The following is an 18,317-nucleotide window of genomic DNA, read 5'->3' as shown; positions in this document are numbered from 1 at the left end:
TAGCAGACAGACGGTAACTCCTCCTTCGAGACACTGACCTTATTGATGCGCCAACCGAAAAGCGGACACTTCTTATGCGAGCATCATTTCCAAAGAACGGAAAACTCTTTCATCCTCGCATTGCGTAACATTGAACCGCATGAAGGGAGACGCAGACTGGCTCACACTGAAGACGTTACCCGGAGCATGAATGATTTTGTCTGCCATGCTTCTAAGCGCGATGTCCGTTGAATCCTGTCCGTCCGGAAGTCTGCACCACACATAGAAGCCTGCTTTCGGGACTGTCCACGGCGATATCCCCAGCGTCTCCAGTTTACGAATAACCGTCTTTCTGGATTTTTCCAGCCGCCGCTTGATCTCCAACATGTGCTTTCGATAGCTGCCCCCTTCCAGCACATCCGCGATCACTTCTGTGATTACAGGACTGGGACCACCAAAACTGGTCGCGACCTGCAGGTCAATCAAACCTTCAATCAGATCTTTCCGGGCTGCGATGTAACCACATCGTACCGACGCAGACAGGGTCTTTGAAAAGCTTCCGATCCGGATGACATGCTCCAACCCCTCCATGACCGCCAGGCGGGGTGATGGCGCGGTCTCAAATTCTGCAAAGATATCGTCTTCAACAATCAGAACACCTGATGCTGCCGCTGTACTCAACAGACGGAAGGCTGTCTGGGGAGAGAGGGTAGCCCCTGTAGGATTATGGAGAGCCGAGTTGGTGATGTAGAGGCGCGGCTTCTCCTGCAGAACGATCCGCTCGAAAGCTTCGGTATCCGGACCGGTCGCGGTGTATGGCACTCCGACGATCCGGATTTCATGCGCCTTGAGCAAAGCCTGGAAATTGAAATAACACGGGTCGTCCACCAGAACCGTATCACCCCGACGCACCAGCAGGCGGCAGATCAGATCGACCGCCTGCGTGCCTGAACCCGTCAGCAGAACCTGATCGGGGCTGATATCAAGCCCTTCTTCGGAAAACTGGGAGGTCAGGAGATGGCGCAGGCGCAGTGCGCCTCTGGTGCTGCCATAGTCCGACAGGATGTTCCCTTTCCCTCTTGCCACGGCTCTGAATGCTTTGCGCAATGCTTCATCAGGCATCCAGTCCGTTGGAAGCCAGCCACATCCTGGTTTCAGGACCGCTGGATCTGAGTCCAGAGACTGACGCGACACCCAGAACGGATCAACGGCCCGCGCTGCCGGGGTGTTGGCATCCGCCAACGATAATGGCGGAAGGGCACGCCCCGTGACATAAAACCCTGAGCCCTGCCGTGGCGCGATAACCCCTTCGGCCGCCAGCCGGTCATAAGCCTGGACGATGGTGGAGGGTGAGGCCTGCATGGTCTTTGCAAACTGCCGGATCGACGGAAGACGGTCGCCAGGTACCAGGGCACGCGTCGCGATGCGCTGCCTGATGGTCTCCATGATGGCTGATGTGCGTGTCTGGTGATGTTCCACTGCCAACCTCAGAAATTGTATTGGCCTCACCACCAATACAGTTTTTTATAATCGTATCAGATTGTGGCTGGCCCTGACAATTTCCTCCTCATAAATCTGAGCCTACCTGATACATTATGACTTCAAGGATTCCTGTCATGAAACGGACGACAGAAGGATGGGGCAGCGGTCTGCTGGGCGTCATCATTTTCAGTGGCTCTCTCCCCGCAACACGTGTTGCCGTCGCTGATTTTTCACCCATTTTTCTGACCTGCGCCCGTGCCGTGATCGCCGCCCTTCTGGGGGGTGTCCTCCTGCTCGCACTCCGTCAGCCGCGCCCGGAAAGGCGGGATATTCTTCCGCTCATTCTTGTCGCTGTGGGCGGGGTGGTTGGCTTCCCGCTTCTGACGGCACTGGCTCTGCAACATATTACAGCCGCCTATTCCATCGTGTTCATTGGCTTGTTGCCGCTGGCCACGGCCATTTTTGGTGTGCTGCGGGGAGGTGAACGCCCCAAACCTGCCTTCTGGCTGTTCTCCACGATCGGCGCGGCTGCCGTGGCGGGGTTTGCTCTCTACGGCAGTCAGGCCGGTAATGTCACAGGCGATCTGTTGATGGTTGCGGCCATTCTCGTCTGCGGTCTGGGCTACGCGGAAGGAGCAACCCTTTCCCGTCGTCTTGGGGGATGGCAGGTCATTTCATGGTCCCTGCTGCTGTCCCTGCCACTCATGGCGATTATCGCCCTCGCTTACCTGCCGACCAGTTGGGGGAACATTCATCTCTCCTCATGGATCGGGCTTGGCTACGTTTCGATCTTCAGCATGCTAATCGGTTTCATCTTCTGGTATCGCGGCTTGGCTCTGGGCGGTATCGCTGGCGTTGGGCAGCTGCAGTTGCTGCAACCCTTCTTTGGTCTGCTACTTGCGGCACTTTTCCTGCATGAACCGGTTGCCTGGACCGTGGTTGTCTCGACACTCATCGTCGTTCTGTGCGTGGCCGGTGCGAAACGGTTTTCCTGATCCACAAAGACTAACAGGTCTGACTTCTCAACCGAGGCAACCATGTCCGACGACTTCTACCGGCTCAAACTGCTGCCGCCTTATGTGATTGCTGAAACCAATGCGATGCGGGCCGCAGCACGCGCGGCTGGTGAAGACGTCATCGACCTCGGCATGGGCAATCTCGACCTGCCACCGCCCGAGCACGTTATTGAAAAGCTCGTTGAGGTCGCACGTCGACCTGACGCGCATGGGTATTCCCAGTCCAGAGGAATTCCAGGGCTGAGACGGGCACAGGCCAGCTATTACGGCCGCCGCTTTGGTGTGGAGGTTGATCCCGAGACAGAAGTGGTCGTGACCATGGGGTCGAAGGAAGGCCTCGCCAGCCTCGCCACCGCCGTGATCGCCCCCGGCGATGTCGTGCTGGTCCCGGACCCGTCCTATCCCATTCACACATTTGGGTTTGTCATGGCGGGGGCGGCTATCCGTGCCGTGCCGACGACGCCTGACGAGCATTATTTCGAGGCGCTGGAACAGGCGATGAAAGCGCCCGGTCCCCGCCCGAAGCTGCTGGTCATGAACTATCCGTCCAATCCGACGGCAGAAAGCGTCGAACTACCGTTCTATGAGCGGGCTGTGGCTTTTGCGAAAGAGCACGGCCTGTGGATCGTCAGCGATCTGGCCTATTCTGAACTGTATTATGATGGAAAGCCGACCCCCTCGATCCTTCAGGTCAAAGGCGGCAAGGATGTTGCGATCGAGTTCACATCCCTGAGCAAGACTTACAGCATGGCCGGCTGGCGCATTGGCTTTGCCGTGGGCAACAGGACGCTGGTTTCAGCCATGAGCCGGGTCAAATCCTACCTGGATTATGGCGCGTTCACACCCATTCAGGCGGCGGCCTGTGCGGCGCTCAATGGTCCTCAGGACACCGTGGAGCGCAACCGGCAGCTCTACCATCGTCGTCGGGACGTGCTGGTCGAAAGCTTCGCCCGTGCCGGATGGGACATTCCGGCGCCCAATGCCTCCATGTTTGCGGGGGCACCTTTGCCCCCGGCCCTGGCCCATCTCGGCAGCCTGGAATTCTCCAAACAGCTTCTGACCCACGCCAAGGTGGCAGTTGCCGCAGGTGTCGGATATGGCGCGAATGGTGAAGGCTATGTCCGGATTGCTCTGGTGGAAAACGAACAGCGCATCCGCCAGGCGGCACGGAACATCAAGCGCTACCTGAAATCGTTGGGCGTCAATGTTCCATCCGGTAACGAGGTCTGACATGTCGATTTTTCACGGCCTCTCGGCTTTCCCCATTACGCCAGCCAACGAACATGGCGTGGTGGATACGGAGGGTGTTATGCGCTTGACGGCGCATCTGTCTGCCAACGGAGTGGATTCCATCGGCCTCTTGGGCAGTACCGGAACCTATGCCTATCTGAGCCGTACCGAGCGCTGCCGAGCCATCCGCGCAACCGTCAAAACAGTCGGTGGGAAAACGCCGCTGATCGTAGGGATCGGCACGCTGCGAACGGACGATGCCCAGAACCTTGCACGCGATGCCGCGGCCGAAGGTGCCGACGGATTGCTGATGGCTCCTGCGTCCTACACGCCCCTGACGCAGGAAGAAGCCTATCAGCATTACAAAGCGGTCGCCGAAGTTACGTCTCTGCCGCTCTGCATCTACAACAATCCTAGTACAACCCATTTCAGTTTTAGTCGTGATCTGCTTGAACGGCTGGCGGAGTTACCCAACATCGCCGCCGTGAAAATGCCCGCTCCGACAGAAGGCACGGTTGCACAGGAACTGGCCGAGCTACGGTCCAGCCCGGTTGGAAAACTCGCTATAGGTTACAGTGGAGACTGGATTGCGGCGGAAGCCCTGCTTGCCGGCAGTGACGGCTGGTTCAGTGTTCTGGGCGGCTTCCTGCCAAAGCTGGCCAAAGTGATGGTGACAGCCGCATATGAGGGCAATGACCGTGCCGTAAACCAGTATCAGCAGGCGTTGGAACCGATGTGGACACTTTTTCGGGAATTTGGAAGCCTGCGTGTTGCTTATGCTGCCATCAATCTTCTGGAGCTGTCGTCCGCCCAGCCTCCGCGTCCAATTTTGCCTTTAACATCGCAAGACCGGAGGCGTGTTGAGGATGCTCTGAAAGCATGCACCGCACTTTAGGATAAATAGCGATGTCTGCTTTGCGACTGGTACAGTCTAAGAGCAAACATTCCGCCCCCCCCCATCCCGGACGATTAGTTCCGGTATATCTTCCTATGCGGTGACCTACTTCAGATAGCTTATATTATCGGAAATAGGGGCGATGCGCAGAAACTTGCGACGCGAGAATTGGAAAGTTACCTCGAGAGCAACAAGTAGAACCGACTCGCGTATGCGATAACGGGGAAGTTGTGGTTGGGCCGCTGCCACGAGCTTTCCTAGTCGGGATCGAGAAGCGTGAACGCCAATTTCTTCCTAAGTCTGTGCCTAGTGGGGTTTTCGAGAAGCGCCTGCCAGGTCGTTGGTGATCGCCAGTAAAGCCCGTTCGGCCCGTGCCCGTTCGCTTTCGCCTTCGGTTGGTGGCACGGAAATGTCGGGCACAATGCCAGCTTCCTCATTTGTGCCCTTCGCACGTAATCTCATGCAATTCGGCACTCGGAAACGAAGACGCGAATGTCGAAGGATGATGGGGTCGTTTTTCGTCATGAAGCCGCACCCATCTCCACCTGTACGATTGCCAACAAGCTTCGCGATCCGGTTGTCTTGCATAACGGCCGCAAACATTTCAGCCGACGAATAGGAGCGCTGGTCGGCAAGGACGTAAGTCGGCCCGGTCCAGCTGCCAAAGAATGACTGAACTGTGGATGCAGAAGAAAGAGCGGCTGCAGCTTTGCTGTCGCCTAGCGCACTTCGAGCCAAGCCAGGGGAGTAGCCCCCAGCATAGCCCGCAGAGAGTAGCCGATTGCAATTCGTCGGCGACCAGGCGCGTTGTTCGCGCCAGACCCATGACAGGTCGCAACGATGCTCACCGATCGCCGCGGTCTGCTGGTAAAAAAAGGAACGTGCGTCTTTGAGCGCAGCCCTGGCGTCGTGCGACTGAGTGGCGGCGAGCGCTTCGTTAATATCTCTGATCTCATCAGCGAAATAGCGACCGGCATCGGATGCGTCTGCCATTAGAAGCCGTGCGGATCGTACCGGCCTGTTAGTGAAGAGACGGGGCGTCCAATCTCCGCTATCGTCGCCTCCGCTGTCATTGCCAATATCAACGACAAGGGCCGTGGCCCCGGTGTGACGCAGCGCCCTGATCTCAGCCGCCATATCATGAAACCAGCGTAACTCCGCCGCTTCACGCATTGAATCGGTAGTGATTGCTTTGCCAGCCTGCCGTAGTTCTGCCCAGGCATGCAAACACGCGGCAGGAAAGGCCCGGGCACGGAAGTTCTGGATGCGGAGGATACCAAGCGTCACGCCCGATCGCGTGATGGTGCCAGCCCTGAACGTCGAGCCAAGCCCGTCCAATATCAACTTGAAGCCGGGTAGCCCCTCCAATGGCAAAGAAAAAGCGACTGATCCGGTCGAGGCGTATCCCAGCGCTGCGCATCCTCCGATCGGCGCCGCCGGATCAAGAGCAGGCCGGCTGGGCTCGATCGGAGGTGTCGTCGCTACAGCGAGGTACGGCAACTCCGAGAGATGTCCATCATGAAAGCCAGCGATAAAAGCGCGAATGGCGTCGGCCGCCTGGGTGTCGTCACTCGCCGACGCCACTGCAGCCTCAGTATTACGATCAAGCGCAGGCAAGTCGATTCTGCCGGCGTCGGACGCCTTCCATGCGAGATTAGCGTAACGGTCCACCAACTCGGATTTGAGCTGTGAGTAATCTTGTTGCCACGCTTTGCGGTCAAACGAGGCGGCCGCAGATGCCGTCGAGGTCACCAGACTTAAGATAATCGGTAGAAGCAGACGCATATAGAGCTCCATTGGGGCAGCACCGTGTGCCCATGGGCTAAGCCGGATCGTACAAGCCGGGCGTTACGCGTGGCGACGATACTCAGAAGGCCAGCAGTCTAGCACGGAAAGATCGAGAGGTTGAAAGAAAGCACGGCTCTCTTCCTTATCGCCTGCATTAGGTCGTTCCCAAGTCGCACGCCAAATGAAGCAGTCGAGATGAGTCGGGAGGGGCAGTCGAACAAACCCCTGCCCTGTCTACATGATAATATGCTGCTTCATACCCGCCGCTCCACGGTATTTGCCCGATTTGGGATCCCGAAATGCTGAATGCACAACTCGCTCGTATGTGCTCTGGCCTGGGCAAGGTCGAAGGTGCTCTGCATGCGCATCAGCGTTTCGGCGCGTACGCCAAAGGCCTTTTCAAAGCGGATCGCCATCTCCGCGGTGAGCCCACACCTCCCATTCAGAAGGGCGCTGATCGCCTGACGGGAAACGCCCAGATGCTCGGCGACAGTGTTGATCCTGATATCTTGAGGCTCAAGAAGCTCAGTTTTGATCCAGTCTCCGACATGGACTGCTAGCGAGCTATGCATCTTAAGCGCCATGGTAGTCCTCCAAAGCCATATCGCAGAGTTGTCCCTGCTCATTGAGACGAAAAGTAAGCCGCCAGTTTTTAGTGACGGTCATGGACCAGGTGCCTGCCCGCTCTCCGACCAAAGGATGCAGGCTATAATTTGGAGGCACCGTGAGCTCATCGAGTGATTCCGCAGCGTCGATAAAGGCGAGCATCTTTCGTAACCGGTTCACGTCGCCGACCAGCCCTTTGGCATTTCCCGTCTCAAAAAAGCGTCGGAGGCCTTTGTGGCTGATGCTCTCGATCTCCATGCGTGTAAGGTAATGCATTACATTGGCGATGTAAAGATGATCGTTACGTCGAGCGCATGGGCAGTTGGGGTGATAAGATCGACGATCGGAAAAAATGGCTGTTTCCCGCCATTTACCTACTTCCGTTTCTTTCTATTATCGGAAGTAGGTATGATGTGCGCGAAACGTCAGCGGATGGCACGAAATCTCAGTCTCGGAGGTAGCGTTTTGCTGTGCCGTGGATCCTCTCCCTGCCTATGCGGTCGAGCTTGAGGCTTATATCAGCGTCCGCTGTCGGATCCGGAACTGTTTGCAGATGAACAGTGGGCGAAAACCAAACATACTTTGCCGACAGGCCAAACACGCGTTATTATAGTTTATGATAAAGGATGGCAGAGTAGCTTGAATGCGTATTTTTTTGTTCTCGCCTGCCTCTTGTCATGTTTGATTGTAACGACTGCTGTTCGAGCCAATGAAGGAATGATGCTTCCGACGCTCGATCTGAGCAGCCCCTTTGCGACCCGATCTCCCTGGATACTGAAGGCGACGCGAGGGGCACTGACCTCGGACCCAAGTGGCCTCGACCTTTCTATTCCCGGCGTTGTTACACTGTGCCTTCAGAAGAGCGAGCACCCAGGCTGTGGCAGTGGTCTGCTGAATACGTCATCCACCCGACCCGGAGACGATCCGGCTTGGTCGACCACGCGAAACATAGATCGCATCGCGATCCTTTCTTTGCCCCTTGGGAAGCGTTTGCTTGTGGCGACCTCTGGTCCACGAGGTGTCAATGGCAACCATTGGACAATGACCCAATTGCTAGCCTACGACCGCAGAGAGGATCGGTTCCAATCCCTGCTTGCTAAAACCGTTGATAGTAACAACAATCAGGAGATCCGTGTCATCGAACACGGTCCAATCGCGGGCAACATCATCATAGCTGAACCGACTACAGACGCACCGTATGGGTACTGGATCACGGCCCTCAGCCAAGACCCTGCGACATATCGAGTAAGAATGCGTTTCCGAAGTGCAACGCATTATGGTGATGGTAATCCGCTCGCCGTAATCGACGCAGAAATGGCCGGTATTCTTCGTCGTTTTGGTAAGCCACACATTTTACCAAAATCCTCGCCTGCCTGTCCTGTTCAGCATCTCTATAAAGGTGCTTTATGGTGCACAGATCCGCCTGAAAACCAGCAATGACATCACCTGATCGAGACGGTCGTGCAGGTGAGATGACCCCCATATTCACGACGTAGCCTTCCTAAGTGGGCTTCACATATACCGGCCTACTTCCGATAACCAACGTACATTATCGGAAGTAGGGGGGATGCACAAAAAGCAACTGCGGATGGGATAAAAATTACTGTCCAAGAGGTGCGGCTTTGATGCAGCGCAGATCATCTCACGTCGCAGTTAACGTGACAGCACCCCAATGCGCCACACTCGAGCGTGACAGCCTCGTATCCCCTTGTGTGACGTTGCTACCACGCTGATGTCGACGCTGAAGCAATGACACCAAACCGCGCGGGATAACGAAGGTCGAGGATGATTTGTTGATCCACAAAGGGGGCGTCTCCGACGACGCCTGTCGCGCCATGGCGGGCAACGATCGATCGCACGTTCTCCGGCATTTCATAAACCACGGGCTGCGTCAGCGTCTTTGGGCCCAGAGCGACAGTTCCAGCGATCAGATTGCCTCGCACGTGGATTAGAGCCCCATCATAGCTATGTCCCTCTATAGACAGTGAGGGGGTTGCGGGTTTCAAATGTCTGGCGATGACGTCCCATGTTGTTGGGAAAACCGAGACCGTGATAGGTCCGGAACCAGTGTCGAACAGCAGTCTGTCGAGATGTGTCGTGCCGATCGTTCCGGGGATGAGAAGTGAGCCCGCCGCTACGACTGCGGGGCTCCATGTCACCCTGAGATTTCGCTCCTTACCGGACAGTGTGCAGACATGCTGGCCCGGATAATCAAGTAGCGTTTCCCTGCCCTCAAAGATATCAAGACCCAGATGGCCGATCAGTTTTGGGTCGGAAGCGGCCTTACGGCGGTCGACTGTGAGTGAAGGCAGCGCCCAGCAATAGGAGCCGGAGCAGAACCTGCGCGGCTTGAGAGTCTCCTGGGGGGGGACCGTCAGACCACTCCGGTCGGTGACAGCTCCGTAGAGAGCGGTTTTGGGCGCGCCGGTGTCGAGCTGCATGTAGCCACGCTGGCCGTTGATTTCGACCAGTACCATAATCGCAGCCCTGCTATGACGATCATCATGCATACGAGTCCAGGAGAAATCGAAGCAGCGTCTTAGATCTAAATAATTGGTACTGCTCTTATCGTCAGCGAATGCCCCACCGCACCCGAGCGTCAAGCATGCTAAAACGAGTTCAAGAAAAATATTGATGCGAATAGTCATCAAGTTTGCGTCTGAAACGTCAGAGCCTATTTTGTCTGTCTTCTGCGCCACAAATCATACCCTATCTTATTGCCAAGCAATAAACACATCAGGTGCAGACACCCTACCGCTACACTGGGTTGAGTTGAGTGTGTATACAGTATCGTAGCGGTAAGTGCGAGGGAATATATTTCATCAAAATAAATGTCAGTGTTTCCGTGTTCATTTTCTAGCATTAATGTCTTCATCTTAGCCTTGTGAAATAATGATGTGTTACTCAACGCGACGCATATAGCGATCATGATTGGTACAGAAAGCATGTCGCTGCGTAAATCATGCCTGAAAGGCAGAGACATTGCATCTCTGAATAACATAGTAATATAAGATACAAATATTGATAGATATGAAAATATACTTACTCCGAAATATTTTCTCATTACCTCCTCCGACAATATTAACAACCGGGTATGGATTAGAACGTGAGGCTTGATTCAGTTTTGATCTAATTACTTAGTGTTGATCTGTCTCATCCTCGCAGCGCTTCAGTATCAGCCAGATTGGGAAGTCCGAAATGCTGAACATGCAGATCGCTCGCATGCGCTCTGGCCTGGGCAAGGTCGAAGGTGCCCTGCATTCTCATCAGCGTTTCGGCTCGTACGCCAAAGGCCTTTTCAAAGCGGATCGCCATCTCCGCGGTGAGCCCACACCTCCCATTCAGAAGGGCGCTGATCGCCTGACGGGAAACGCCCAGATGCTCGGCGACAGTGTTGTCCCTGCTCATTGAGACGAAAAGTAAGCCGCGAGTTTTTAGTGACGGTCATGGACCAGGTGCCTGCCCGCTCTCCGATCAAAGGATGCAGGCTATGATTTGGAGGCACCGTGAGCTCATCGAGTGATTCCGCAGCGTCGATGAAGGCGAGCATCTTTCGTAACCGGCTTATATCGCCGACCAGCCCTTTGGCATTTCCCGTCTCAAAAAAGCGTCGGAGGCCTTTGTGGCTGATGCTCTCGATCTCCATCCGTGTAAGGTTATGCATTACATTGACGATGTAAAGATGATCGTTACGTCGAGCGCATGAGCGGTTAGGGTGATAAGATCGGCGATCGGAAAAAATGGCTGTTTCCCGCCATTTACCTACTTCCGTTTCTTTTGATTATCGGAAGTAGGGGTGAGAACCAAGAAAAGACCTGCAAAGGTCGTTTCGAGGCGTGTTCCGCGGACGCTTGGTCAAGGACAGAGTCTGCTCCCGGAAGGACAGACTGTTCACATCTGCCACTCTCCGCGATAGCCATTTCAACTCACGCAGGTCTGTGACCATTCTGAGGCTCGCGGCTGACTTGGGAGGACGCGCCGTCGGGCTACGGTCCGCATAAGACGCTGTAAAATCGCTTCATCCGTTGGAGCCGTCTTGGCGTATTTGCCCGGATCTTTTCCGCCCTGACGGGTAATGCTGGCGTCCCGGAGGAGTTGAAGATCGACAGCACACATCTGAGGGCGCATCGCACTGCCGCAAGCCTGTTCAAAAAGGGGGTGCTGCGCGTCGGATCGGACGCACAAGTGGCGGCCTGAACTCGAAACTGCATGCCGTCTGCGACGGGCATGGCCGTCCAGTGGCGATGCTGCCACCGAAGGTCAGATGAGTGACCACAAGGGCGCAGCCCTGCTGCTGCCAGGCTTGCCCTCCGTTCGCCACCTGATTGGCGATCGCGGTTACGACAGCAATCGCTCCCGGCGCAATCTGAGTGAACGAGGCATCGAGCCATGCATCCCGTCCACGAAGAGCCGGAAAGTGCCGGTCCCGCACGACAAGTCCCGATATCGCCGGCGGCACAAGGTCGAGAACATGTTCGGTCGCCTCAAGGACTGGCGCCGCATTGCCACGCGCTACGACCGCTGCGCCCACACCTTCTTCTCGGCAATCTGCCTCGCTACAACAGTCATCTACTGGACGCCGTAGCGAGTCCTGACCCTAAGCGGACTTACTGGTTTCGCCCCATCTCCAGGCATTGAAGTGGTGATAGCGGTCGCCTAAAAGCCGACATTCGCAATAGAGCTGGTTAGGCACATTGGCGAGGTGCCAATGAAACAACGTGTCCGACCTTATACTTCGGAACACAACGTTTCAACGCAAATCCTTATTGCTCGAGGGACGTTCCCCAACGGTCAGAGGTGAGCCGTCGCCCATTTAGAAGCCGAACATCCTAGTGCGGCGTTTAGGTGGGGAGAGCCTCTTCCTGATATAGCGCCGCGTCGTTCGCGTAAGCCGTAAATCGAGGAGCGCCGCCTCGAGCGCAGATTGACCGTGACGCACCAACACGTCGTCGACCAAACGAGCTGAGTTCTCCAGCTGGCTACACAGAAGCAGAACCCCGGCTCCTGTGCACCCCGGCGGCCACGCTTCGACGGCCGCCGAACGCAGTCGCATCTGCAATGACCATCCTTTCGCGCTTGCTGGAAGCTCCCGCTCCAGCCAGTGACCGTAGTCCCGGTCAAGCGAAAACCGCTTGGTGGACATGAGGGTCGCCTCGAACACAGGCAGCGCGAGATTAAGCCCGTCTGGCCCTCCTAGCCTTAGCGCGAGGGCACAGATCACCACGGATGAGAATGGACCTAGTTCCGCAGACTGTTCATTTGCCACCCGTCGAACCAAGTCCGCCCAAGCAATTGCGGTTCCCAGCCCTGCCCCCGACGAAACGATCGCCTTGGCGACTGCTTCAAGTAAAGTGGGATCGCCCGTACGTAAGTTCTGCAAGAACTGCGGGATAAGTTCAGGGTGGGTGCCAACCGTGGCGAGCGCCGCCCTGCGCATCGCCGGACCACCGCCTGTCATGAGATCGGCTACCCCCTGCGGATTCGTCCGCATTCATGGAATTTAGAATTCTTATTTAATCAATATTATGAATTCAAGGAGAAATTATTTCTAGCGTACAATCGAGTGGGAATTATAAAAAGAATTACCAACCAATTGTTCGGCTTTCCAGGCTCCCACCCGAAACTAGACATTCTGCCCCCCCAAAAAAGCCGCCCCCTTGCATTAAACCCACCGCCCGTGGCCACGTTCTTCTGTCCCGGAACCGGTCAGCATTGTAACGATGCCGATGAATGCTGCGCCCATCAGGTACCAGGCGGGCATGTCCAGATATGTTGTCTTCTTTACCAGCCAGGCCATCAGGAGCGGTGTCGTCCCGCCGAAGAGAGAAACGGACAAGTTGAATGCTACCGAGAGGGCCGTATAGCGAATCGGGGTGTAGAACAATGCTGGCAGTGTAGATGGCATGGAGCTCGTGAACCCGGCCAGGGCAATGCCGAGCAGCATCAATCCCATAAAGATCAAGCTATCGGAATGACTCTGGATCAGATGGAAACACGGGATTGCAAGAAGTAGTAAGGCAGCTGAAGCGCCCAGGATCATTGGGCGGCGCCCGATGCGATCGCTCAGGAAACCGCCAATAATATTGATCGGCATCATGAGGATCATCACGACGATGATGAGGATCAGGCCCTTGCTCTCTGCGTAGCCAAGAGAAACGGTCATATAGCTCGGGATGTAGGCGAGCAGCATATAATCAGTGACATTAAAAACGAGTACGAGGCCCACGCACTTCGCCAGTTGCCGCCAGTGCACGGCAAACAGGTGGCGCCAGCCCGGACGGGCATTCTCGCGCTTTTCAGCTTCGAGCGCATACGCTTTGAATGAGGGTGTCTCTTCCAGTCTTGTGCGGGCGTACAGGCCCAAAAGCCCCAGAGGTGCCGCGAGAAGAAAAGGAATACGCCATCCCCACGCGAGCATCGTCTCTTCGCTCAGACTCACCTGCAACAGCGTCACGAGAGCAGCGCCGGCGACATATCCCGCAAGCGTACCGAACTCGAGCCAGCTTCCCATCAAGCCTCTACGACGATCGGTCGAGTATTCGGCGATGAACGTTGCGGCGCCTCCGTATTCTCCACCGGTCGAAAAGCCCTGAACGAGGCGCGCTGCAAGCAGGGCTATCGGGGCCCAAATACCGATAGTGGCGTAGGAGGGAATCAAACCGATCGCAAAAGTCCCAAGCGCCATGGCAATCATCGTGGCGGCCAGTACTCGCTGCCGACCGTATTTATCACCGAGCGGACCGAAAATGACTCCACCGATAGGCCGTATGAGGAAGGCGATCGAGAACGTGGCGAGCGTGGCAATCAGGCTTATCGAGGCGTCGGTGTCTGGGAAAAAGACCTTGCCCAATGTCACGGCGATATAGCCGTAGACCCCGAAATCGAACCACTCCATGGCATTACCCAATGCCGCGGCACCGACGGCACGCCTGAGCATGTCAGAGTCGACTACGGTGATATCCTGATGGTTGAGCTGGCGCCTGTGTTTGAACCATCCGAGATGTGGATGAGAACTTGGATCTTTCGTCATTGAGCAGGCTCCCTCCCTGGTTTGAGGGAGCGGTTTTTGCTGCAGGGTACGAACCCCGCATTCACTGACATCAAGGAAATCATGCAGTTATAATATCAGGAACCCCTTAAGATGTCGAAAATGTAATCTGTCCCAACTGGTGGGCAGACACTTTCGGCGGCTCCAAGACGGCCCGCGTCCGGGCCATCCGGACCCGCGAAACCCCGTCCCGCTGACCCCGAGGGGGCGGGTCGAAAGTATGGCCGGAGCCTACCCTCGCAACCGCGCAAGGCTCAGCGGCAGATTTTCCGGTCTATCAAGGAAATCAAGTTATCAAGGAAAGGGAGCAGGAATGGCTCACGGTGGCGCACGTCCTGGCGCCGGACGCAAGAAGGGCAGCCGTAACAAGAAGCAGGTGGACTGGAACGGCCCGCTCGTGGTCGATCCCTCCGCACTTGCGCCCGGCCTCGATGCCCTGAGCGGCATGAACCCGCAGGATCTGGCATCCTGTTCGCCGCTGGCCTTCCTCACGCATATCTACCGCAATCGCGGCCTGGCCGCCGCCATCCGCGCCGACGCCGCCAAGGCCGCGCTCCCCTACGCTCATGCCCGCCTCGCAGCCCCGCGCGAGGATCAACCCGCCCTGCCCGGCCTCGATAGCGGCTGGGGCGACGACCTGCCCCCGATGAACAGAAGGAACTGACATGCTGGATCTGAGCCGGAAGGACTGGGAGGCGCGTTTGCGTGCCGGCCGGTCCCTTCTGCCGGATCTGGACCCCGTTAATCCCGATCTCGCGGCGCGGGCCGTGCGCTGCTTCGACCGGCTGCGTATTCCTGACGTGCCCGGCACGCCTGCCATGGCGCAAGCCTGCGGCGACTGGTTCCGCGAGATCGTCTCGGCCCTGTTCGGCGCGCTCGATCCCGAAACGGGTGTGCGCGCCATCCAGGAGCTTTTCCTCCTAATGCCGAAAAAGAACAGCAAGACCACGAACGGCGCGGGCCTGATGCTGACGGCTGTGATCGTCAGTGAACGGCCCAACGCCGAATTCCTGATCGTCGCACCCACCAAGGAAATCGCCGATCTCGCCTTCAGCCAGGCGCTCGGCATGGTGCAGAACGATCGCACGCTGATGCGGTGCTTTCAGGTGCAGCAGCATCTCAAGCGCCTCAGATTTCACGCGACAGGCGCAACCCTGCAGGTCAAGGCCTTCAGCCCTGACGTCATGACCGGCGTAAAGCCCGCAGGCGTACTGGTGGATGAGCAGCACGTCATCGCCATGCGCCAGATACGCGGCGGCATGATCTCGCAGCCCGAGGCGTTCCTGGCCATCATCACCACTCAGAGCGACGGTCCGCCTCGGGGCGTGTTCGCGCAGGATCTGATCCGCGCCCGCGAGATACGCGACGGCAAACGCTTCCAGCCCGTTCTGCCGGTGCTGTACGAATTGCCGCCCGATATCCAGCAGCCCTCGAAACTACCCGGCGAGGCCGCGCCCTGGGAGGATCCCGCCTACTGGCCGATGGTCCTGCCCAATCTGGGCCGGTCGATCACGCTGGACCGCCTGAAGCGCGAATATGACGACGCCCGCGAGAAAGGCGTGGGCGAACTGGCCAGCTGGGCCTCGCAGCATCTCAATGTCGAGATCGGCCTTGCCCTGCGTTCCGATCGCTGGGTGGGTGCCGATTACTGGCAAGGCGCAGGCGATGACACGCTGACCCTCGAAGCCCTGATCGAACGCTGCGAGGTGATCGTGGCAGGCATCGACGGCGGCGGCCTCGACGACCTGCTGTCGCTGGCAGTTCTCGGGCGCGACACCGTCACGGGCCAGTGGCTGCACTGGCAGAAAAGCTGGGTGTTCGAGGGCGTGCTGGCGCTTCGCAAGCGCGAGGCCAGCCAGCTGCGCGACTTCGAGACGCAGGGCGATCTGGTCATTACCGCTGAGCCAGGCACCGATATCGAGCAGCTGGTGGCGGTCCTCGGCACAATCGACCGGAGCAACAAGCTCGCGATCGTGGGGCTCGACCCGATGGGCGTGGGCGCCATTGTCGATGCGCTGGCCCAGATCGGCATCGCGCATGAGCGTGTGGTGGGCATCTCCCAGGGCTGGACGCTCTCGGGTGCCATCAAGACGGCCGAACGCAAGCTGGCAGATGGCACGCTCTGCCATGGTGCGCGGCCCATCATGGGCTGGGCCGTCTCGAACGCGAAGGTCGAGCCCAGGGGCAATGCCATCATCATCACCAAACAGGCGGCGGGCTATCTCAAGATCGACCCGCTGATGGCGCTGCTCAATGCGGTGACGCTGATGAGCCGCAACCCCGAGCCGCCCGGTGGCGGCCGGATGGATGACTTTCTCTCAACCGGGATCATTGCCGTATGAGCATCGCCACAAGACTGCGCGGCATGGCCCACAAGGCGGCAAGCGCGGCGTTTCAGTCCATTACGGGCGTATCCCTCACCGATCTGCGCCTTGGGGCCTTCCTGGCGGGCGGGCCGAGCATTTCCGGCCAGCGCGTCTCGGTCGATACCGCGCTGCAACTCGATACGGTCTGGGCCTGCATCCGGCTCCTGTCCGAAACCATCGGCTCCATGCCGCTCAAACTGCATGAACAGCAAGGCGACGGGCAATCGTCCCTGGCACGCGATCACCCGCTGTACCGGGTGCTGGCCCGCGCGCCCAATGCCGATATGACACCGATCGAGTTCTGGTCGTGCATGGCCGCGTGCTGCCTCGCCTGGGGCAATGGCTTCGCCCAGATCATGCGGCGCGGTGACGGTCAGATCGTGGCACTCAATCCGCTGCGCCCCGACCGCATGACCGTGCAGCGCGATCCCAGCACCGGGGCGGTGGTCTATCGCTACAGCTATCAGGGCAAGACACTCGCGCTCGATGAGGGCGACATCTTCCACATCAAGGGCTTCTGTTTTGACGGGCTCATGGGCATTTCGCCGATCACGGCGGGACGGCAATCCATCGGGGCCGCGCTTGCCGCCGAGGAAACGGCCGGGCGCATGTTCCGCAACGGCCTGCTCTCGCAGACCTATATCTCTGCCCCGACCCTGCTCACGAGTGATCAACGCGAACAGGCCAAAGTCATCATGGCCGATTACTCGGGCGCGATGAACGCGGGCAAGACGCCCCTGCTCGAGGGCGGGTGGAAGGTCGAGAGCATCGGGCTCAGGGCCGAGGATCTGCAACTCCTGCAAACCCGTCAGCTGGGCGTCGCCACGCTTTGCCGGTGGTTCGGCGTGCAGCCTGTCATGATCGGGTCGATGGAGAAATCCACGGCCTGGGGCACAGGGCTGGAACAGATGAATCTCTGGTTCCTGCAATATGGCCTCATGCCCTGGCTGCAACGCATCGAGCAGGCTGTTTCACGCTGTCTGCTCTCGCCTGTCGAGCGTGACCGGTATTTCGCCCGCTTCAATGTCGATGCGCTGTTGCGCGGCGATAGCACGGCGCGCGCCAGCTACATGCAAACCGCGCTGCGCTCGGGCTGGATGACCGTCAACGAGGCCCGCGCAAATGACAACCTTGCCCCCATGCCGGGCGGCGATGTGCTCATGGTGCAGGCGCAGATGATCCCGCTCACCGATATCGGCAAGCCCCGCAACCTGACCGGCACAGGTGGGCAGGATCCGCCTGCCAGTAACCGACCGCCCGGCACGCAATCCGGCATCACGGGAGATGACAATGAATGACTATCTGTCCGCTGCCTTCGAGTGGAAGTTTGCACCCGACGCGAAAGAGGGCAGCTTCGAGGGCTATGGCAGCGTGTTCGGCCACCAGGACGCGCACGGGGATATCGTCCTGCCCGGTGCCTTTGCCGAGACCCTGGCCGAGCGCAAGGCGCAGGGGCGCAACATTCCGATGCACGTCATGCACGGCATCCTTGGCGGTGACGGCCTGCCGGTCGGCGTGTGGGACGATGCCAGCGAGGACAGCCACGGTCTGCATCTGCGCGGGCGTCTGTCTGGCATGGATACCGATTACGGGCGCAGGCTTTACGGTCTCGTCAAGGATGGCGCACTCGGCGGGCTCTCCATCGGCTTTTCCGTGCGCAAGAACGGCGCAGCCCAGGGCACCGAGCCGGGCGGGCCGCGCCGCCACATCAAGGCCGTGGATCTGCACGAAGTCAGCCTTGTTGATGACCCGTCCAACGCCCTCGCCCGCGTGACTGAAATGCGCAGGCGGTTTTACCCGGTGGGACGTCCCGATCCGGGACCGGGAGCCGAATTGCGTAACGCAGGCCGCGCTCTGCTTGAGGCGCTCAGCCCGTATCGTCATCCGGACACGGGCTGAAACCACGA

The 18,317-nt window shown here is 58.0% G+C and carries 17 protein-coding genes; 9 read left to right on the top strand and 8 right to left on the bottom strand.

The genetic code is table 11. The annotated features are described in order from the left end of the window. Window positions 1–72: 72 nt before the first annotated feature. Entirely contained in the window at window positions 73–1,425 is a 1,353-nt protein-coding gene (locus P5689_RS00915) for a PLP-dependent aminotransferase family protein (protein WP_408868523.1), read from the bottom strand. A 170-nt stretch (window positions 1,426–1,595) separates the two neighbouring features. Between P5689_RS00915 and P5689_RS00910 the strand changes: the two genes are divergently transcribed. From P5689_RS00910 to P5689_RS00900, 3 genes are read left to right on the top strand one after another with little or no spacing between them, the layout of a single operon-like run. Further along, window positions 1,596–2,456, top strand: coding sequence for a DMT family transporter (locus P5689_RS00910; protein ID WP_023977125.1), 861 nt, complete (start codon window positions 1,596–1,598; stop codon window positions 2,454–2,456). Window positions 2,457–2,498: 42 nt separating this feature from the next. Next, window positions 2,499–3,707, top strand: coding sequence for an LL-diaminopimelate aminotransferase (locus P5689_RS00905; protein ID WP_285531745.1), 1,209 nt, complete (start codon window positions 2,499–2,501; stop codon window positions 3,705–3,707). A gap of 1 nt (window position 3,708) precedes the next feature. Next, window positions 3,709–4,602 carry a dihydrodipicolinate synthase family protein gene (locus tag P5689_RS00900; protein WP_285531744.1) on the top strand — a complete coding sequence of 298 codons (894 nt, stop codon included), beginning with the start codon at window positions 3,709–3,711 and terminating at the stop codon, window positions 4,600–4,602. Window positions 4,603–4,908: 306 nt separating this feature from the next. On the opposite strand, the gene P5689_RS00895 is transcribed toward P5689_RS00900, so the two are convergent. From P5689_RS00895 to P5689_RS00885, 3 genes are all read right to left on the bottom strand, one after another. Continuing rightward, window positions 4,909–6,387: a S41 family peptidase gene (locus P5689_RS00895; protein WP_285531741.1), complete on the bottom strand. Its 1,479-nt coding sequence runs from the start codon at window positions 6,385–6,387 to the stop codon at window positions 4,909–4,911. A gap of 257 nt (window positions 6,388–6,644) precedes the next feature. After that, entirely contained in the window at window positions 6,645–6,974 is a 330-nt protein-coding gene (locus P5689_RS00890; protein ID WP_035444096.1) for a HigA family addiction module antitoxin, read from the bottom strand. After that, on the bottom strand, window positions 6,964–7,254 hold the full coding sequence (locus P5689_RS00885; RefSeq protein WP_035444111.1) for a type II toxin-antitoxin system RelE/ParE family toxin: 291 nt from the start codon (window positions 7,252–7,254) through the stop codon (window positions 6,964–6,966). The genes P5689_RS00890 and P5689_RS00885 overlap by 11 nt, the downstream gene beginning before the upstream one ends. A 381-nt stretch (window positions 7,255–7,635) precedes the next feature. Between P5689_RS00885 and P5689_RS00880 the strand changes: the two genes are divergently transcribed. Continuing rightward, window positions 7,636–8,436, top strand: a complete 801-nt coding sequence (locus tag P5689_RS00880; protein WP_285531735.1) for a hypothetical protein — start codon at window positions 7,636–7,638, stop codon at window positions 8,434–8,436. A 281-nt stretch (window positions 8,437–8,717) separates the two neighbouring features. Here P5689_RS00880 and P5689_RS00875 read toward each other — a convergent pair whose 3' ends face one another. The 3 genes from P5689_RS00875 to P5689_RS00865 all read right to left on the bottom strand — a co-directional run bounded on the left by P5689_RS00875 (window position 8,718) and on the right by P5689_RS00865 (window position 10,642). Next, the gene (locus P5689_RS00875) at window positions 8,718–9,644 is read right to left on the bottom strand and encodes a hypothetical protein (protein ID WP_285531734.1); all 927 of its coding nucleotides are present in this window, start codon (window positions 9,642–9,644) and stop codon (window positions 8,718–8,720) included. 505 nt (window positions 9,645–10,149) lie between these two features. Beyond that, window positions 10,150–10,404 carry a HigA family addiction module antitoxin gene (locus tag P5689_RS00870; RefSeq protein ID WP_285531733.1) on the bottom strand — a complete coding sequence of 85 codons (255 nt, stop codon included), beginning with the start codon at window positions 10,402–10,404 and terminating at the stop codon, window positions 10,150–10,152. Next, window positions 10,295–10,642: a type II toxin-antitoxin system RelE/ParE family toxin gene (locus P5689_RS00865; RefSeq protein ID WP_285531732.1), complete on the bottom strand. Its 348-nt coding sequence runs from the start codon at window positions 10,640–10,642 to the stop codon at window positions 10,295–10,297. Before P5689_RS00865 ends, P5689_RS00870 begins: the two co-directional genes overlap by 110 nt. A 618-nt stretch (window positions 10,643–11,260) precedes the next feature. On the opposite strand from P5689_RS00865, the gene P5689_RS00860 reads away from it, so the two are divergent. Continuing rightward, on the top strand, window positions 11,261–11,581 hold the full coding sequence (locus P5689_RS00860; RefSeq protein WP_285531730.1) for a transposase: 321 nt from the start codon (window positions 11,261–11,263) through the stop codon (window positions 11,579–11,581). A 1,077-nt stretch (window positions 11,582–12,658) separates the two neighbouring features. Here the strand turns inward: P5689_RS00860 and proP are convergent. Next, window positions 12,659–14,026, bottom strand: coding sequence for a glycine betaine/L-proline transporter ProP (gene proP, locus P5689_RS00855; protein ID WP_285531729.1), 1,368 nt, complete (start codon window positions 14,024–14,026; stop codon window positions 12,659–12,661). A gap of 331 nt (window positions 14,027–14,357) precedes the next feature. Here proP and P5689_RS00850 point away from each other — a divergent pair, with 331 nt between their 5' ends. From P5689_RS00850 to P5689_RS00835, 4 genes are read left to right on the top strand one after another with little or no spacing between them, the layout of a single operon-like run. Next, window positions 14,358–14,708 (top strand): hypothetical protein, encoded by a 351-nt coding sequence (locus tag P5689_RS00850; RefSeq protein WP_285531727.1) that lies wholly within the window; start codon window positions 14,358–14,360, stop codon window positions 14,706–14,708. A 1-nt stretch (window position 14,709) separates the two neighbouring features. Further along, entirely contained in the window at window positions 14,710–16,386 is a 1,677-nt protein-coding gene (locus P5689_RS00845) for a terminase TerL endonuclease subunit (protein ID WP_285531725.1), read from the top strand. Continuing rightward, window positions 16,383–17,708 (top strand): phage portal protein, encoded by a 1,326-nt coding sequence (locus tag P5689_RS00840; RefSeq protein ID WP_285531724.1) that lies wholly within the window; start codon window positions 16,383–16,385, stop codon window positions 17,706–17,708. The genes P5689_RS00845 and P5689_RS00840 overlap by 4 nt, the downstream gene beginning before the upstream one ends. Further along, window positions 17,701–18,309 (top strand): HK97 family phage prohead protease, encoded by a 609-nt coding sequence (locus tag P5689_RS00835; RefSeq protein ID WP_285531723.1) that lies wholly within the window; start codon window positions 17,701–17,703, stop codon window positions 18,307–18,309. The genes P5689_RS00840 and P5689_RS00835 overlap by 8 nt, the downstream gene beginning before the upstream one ends. Window positions 18,310–18,317 lie beyond the last annotated feature (8 nt).

Source organism: Asaia sp. HumB, assembly GCF_030263835.1.
Lineage (GTDB): Bacteria > Pseudomonadota > Alphaproteobacteria > Acetobacterales > Acetobacteraceae > Asaia > Asaia bogorensis.
This window is presented reverse-complemented; position numbering and strand designations above follow the sequence as displayed.

Bases quoted from the DNA above. Each gene is read 5' to 3' on its own strand.
- P5689_RS00915 (WP_408868523.1), bottom strand. From the start codon at position 1,425: ATGGAGACCATCAGGCAGCGCATCGCGACGCGTGCCCTGGTACCTGGC.
- P5689_RS00910 (WP_023977125.1), top strand. From the start codon at position 1,596: ATGAAACGGACGACAGAAGGATGGGGCAGCGGTCTGCTGGGCGTCATC.
- P5689_RS00905 (WP_285531745.1), top strand. From the start codon at position 2,499: ATGTCCGACGACTTCTACCGGCTCAAACTGCTGCCGCCTTATGTGATT.
- P5689_RS00900 (WP_285531744.1), top strand. From the start codon at position 3,709: ATGTCGATTTTTCACGGCCTCTCGGCTTTCCCCATTACGCCAGCCAAC.
- P5689_RS00895 (WP_285531741.1), bottom strand. From the start codon at position 6,387: ATGCGTCTGCTTCTACCGATTATCTTAAGTCTGGTGACCTCGACGGCA.
- P5689_RS00890 (WP_035444096.1), bottom strand. From the start codon at position 6,974: ATGGCGCTTAAGATGCATAGCTCGCTAGCAGTCCATGTCGGAGACTGG.
- P5689_RS00885 (WP_035444111.1), bottom strand. From the start codon at position 7,254: ATGGAGATCGAGAGCATCAGCCACAAAGGCCTCCGACGCTTTTTTGAG.
- P5689_RS00875 (WP_285531734.1), bottom strand. From the start codon at position 9,644: ATGACTATTCGCATCAATATTTTTCTTGAACTCGTTTTAGCATGCTTG.
- P5689_RS00870 (WP_285531733.1), bottom strand. From the start codon at position 10,404: ATGAGCAGGGACAACACTGTCGCCGAGCATCTGGGCGTTTCCCGTCAG.
- P5689_RS00865 (WP_285531732.1), bottom strand. From the start codon at position 10,642: ATGGAGATCGAGAGCATCAGCCACAAAGGCCTCCGACGCTTTTTTGAG.
- P5689_RS00860 (WP_285531730.1), top strand. From the start codon at position 11,261: ATGAGTGACCACAAGGGCGCAGCCCTGCTGCTGCCAGGCTTGCCCTCC.
- proP (WP_285531729.1), bottom strand. From the start codon at position 14,026: ATGACGAAAGATCCAAGTTCTCATCCACATCTCGGATGGTTCAAACAC.
- P5689_RS00850 (WP_285531727.1), top strand. From the start codon at position 14,358: ATGGCTCACGGTGGCGCACGTCCTGGCGCCGGACGCAAGAAGGGCAGC.
- P5689_RS00845 (WP_285531725.1), top strand. From the start codon at position 14,710: ATGCTGGATCTGAGCCGGAAGGACTGGGAGGCGCGTTTGCGTGCCGGC.
- P5689_RS00840 (WP_285531724.1), top strand. From the start codon at position 16,383: ATGAGCATCGCCACAAGACTGCGCGGCATGGCCCACAAGGCGGCAAGC.
- P5689_RS00835 (WP_285531723.1), top strand. From the start codon at position 17,701: ATGAATGACTATCTGTCCGCTGCCTTCGAGTGGAAGTTTGCACCCGAC.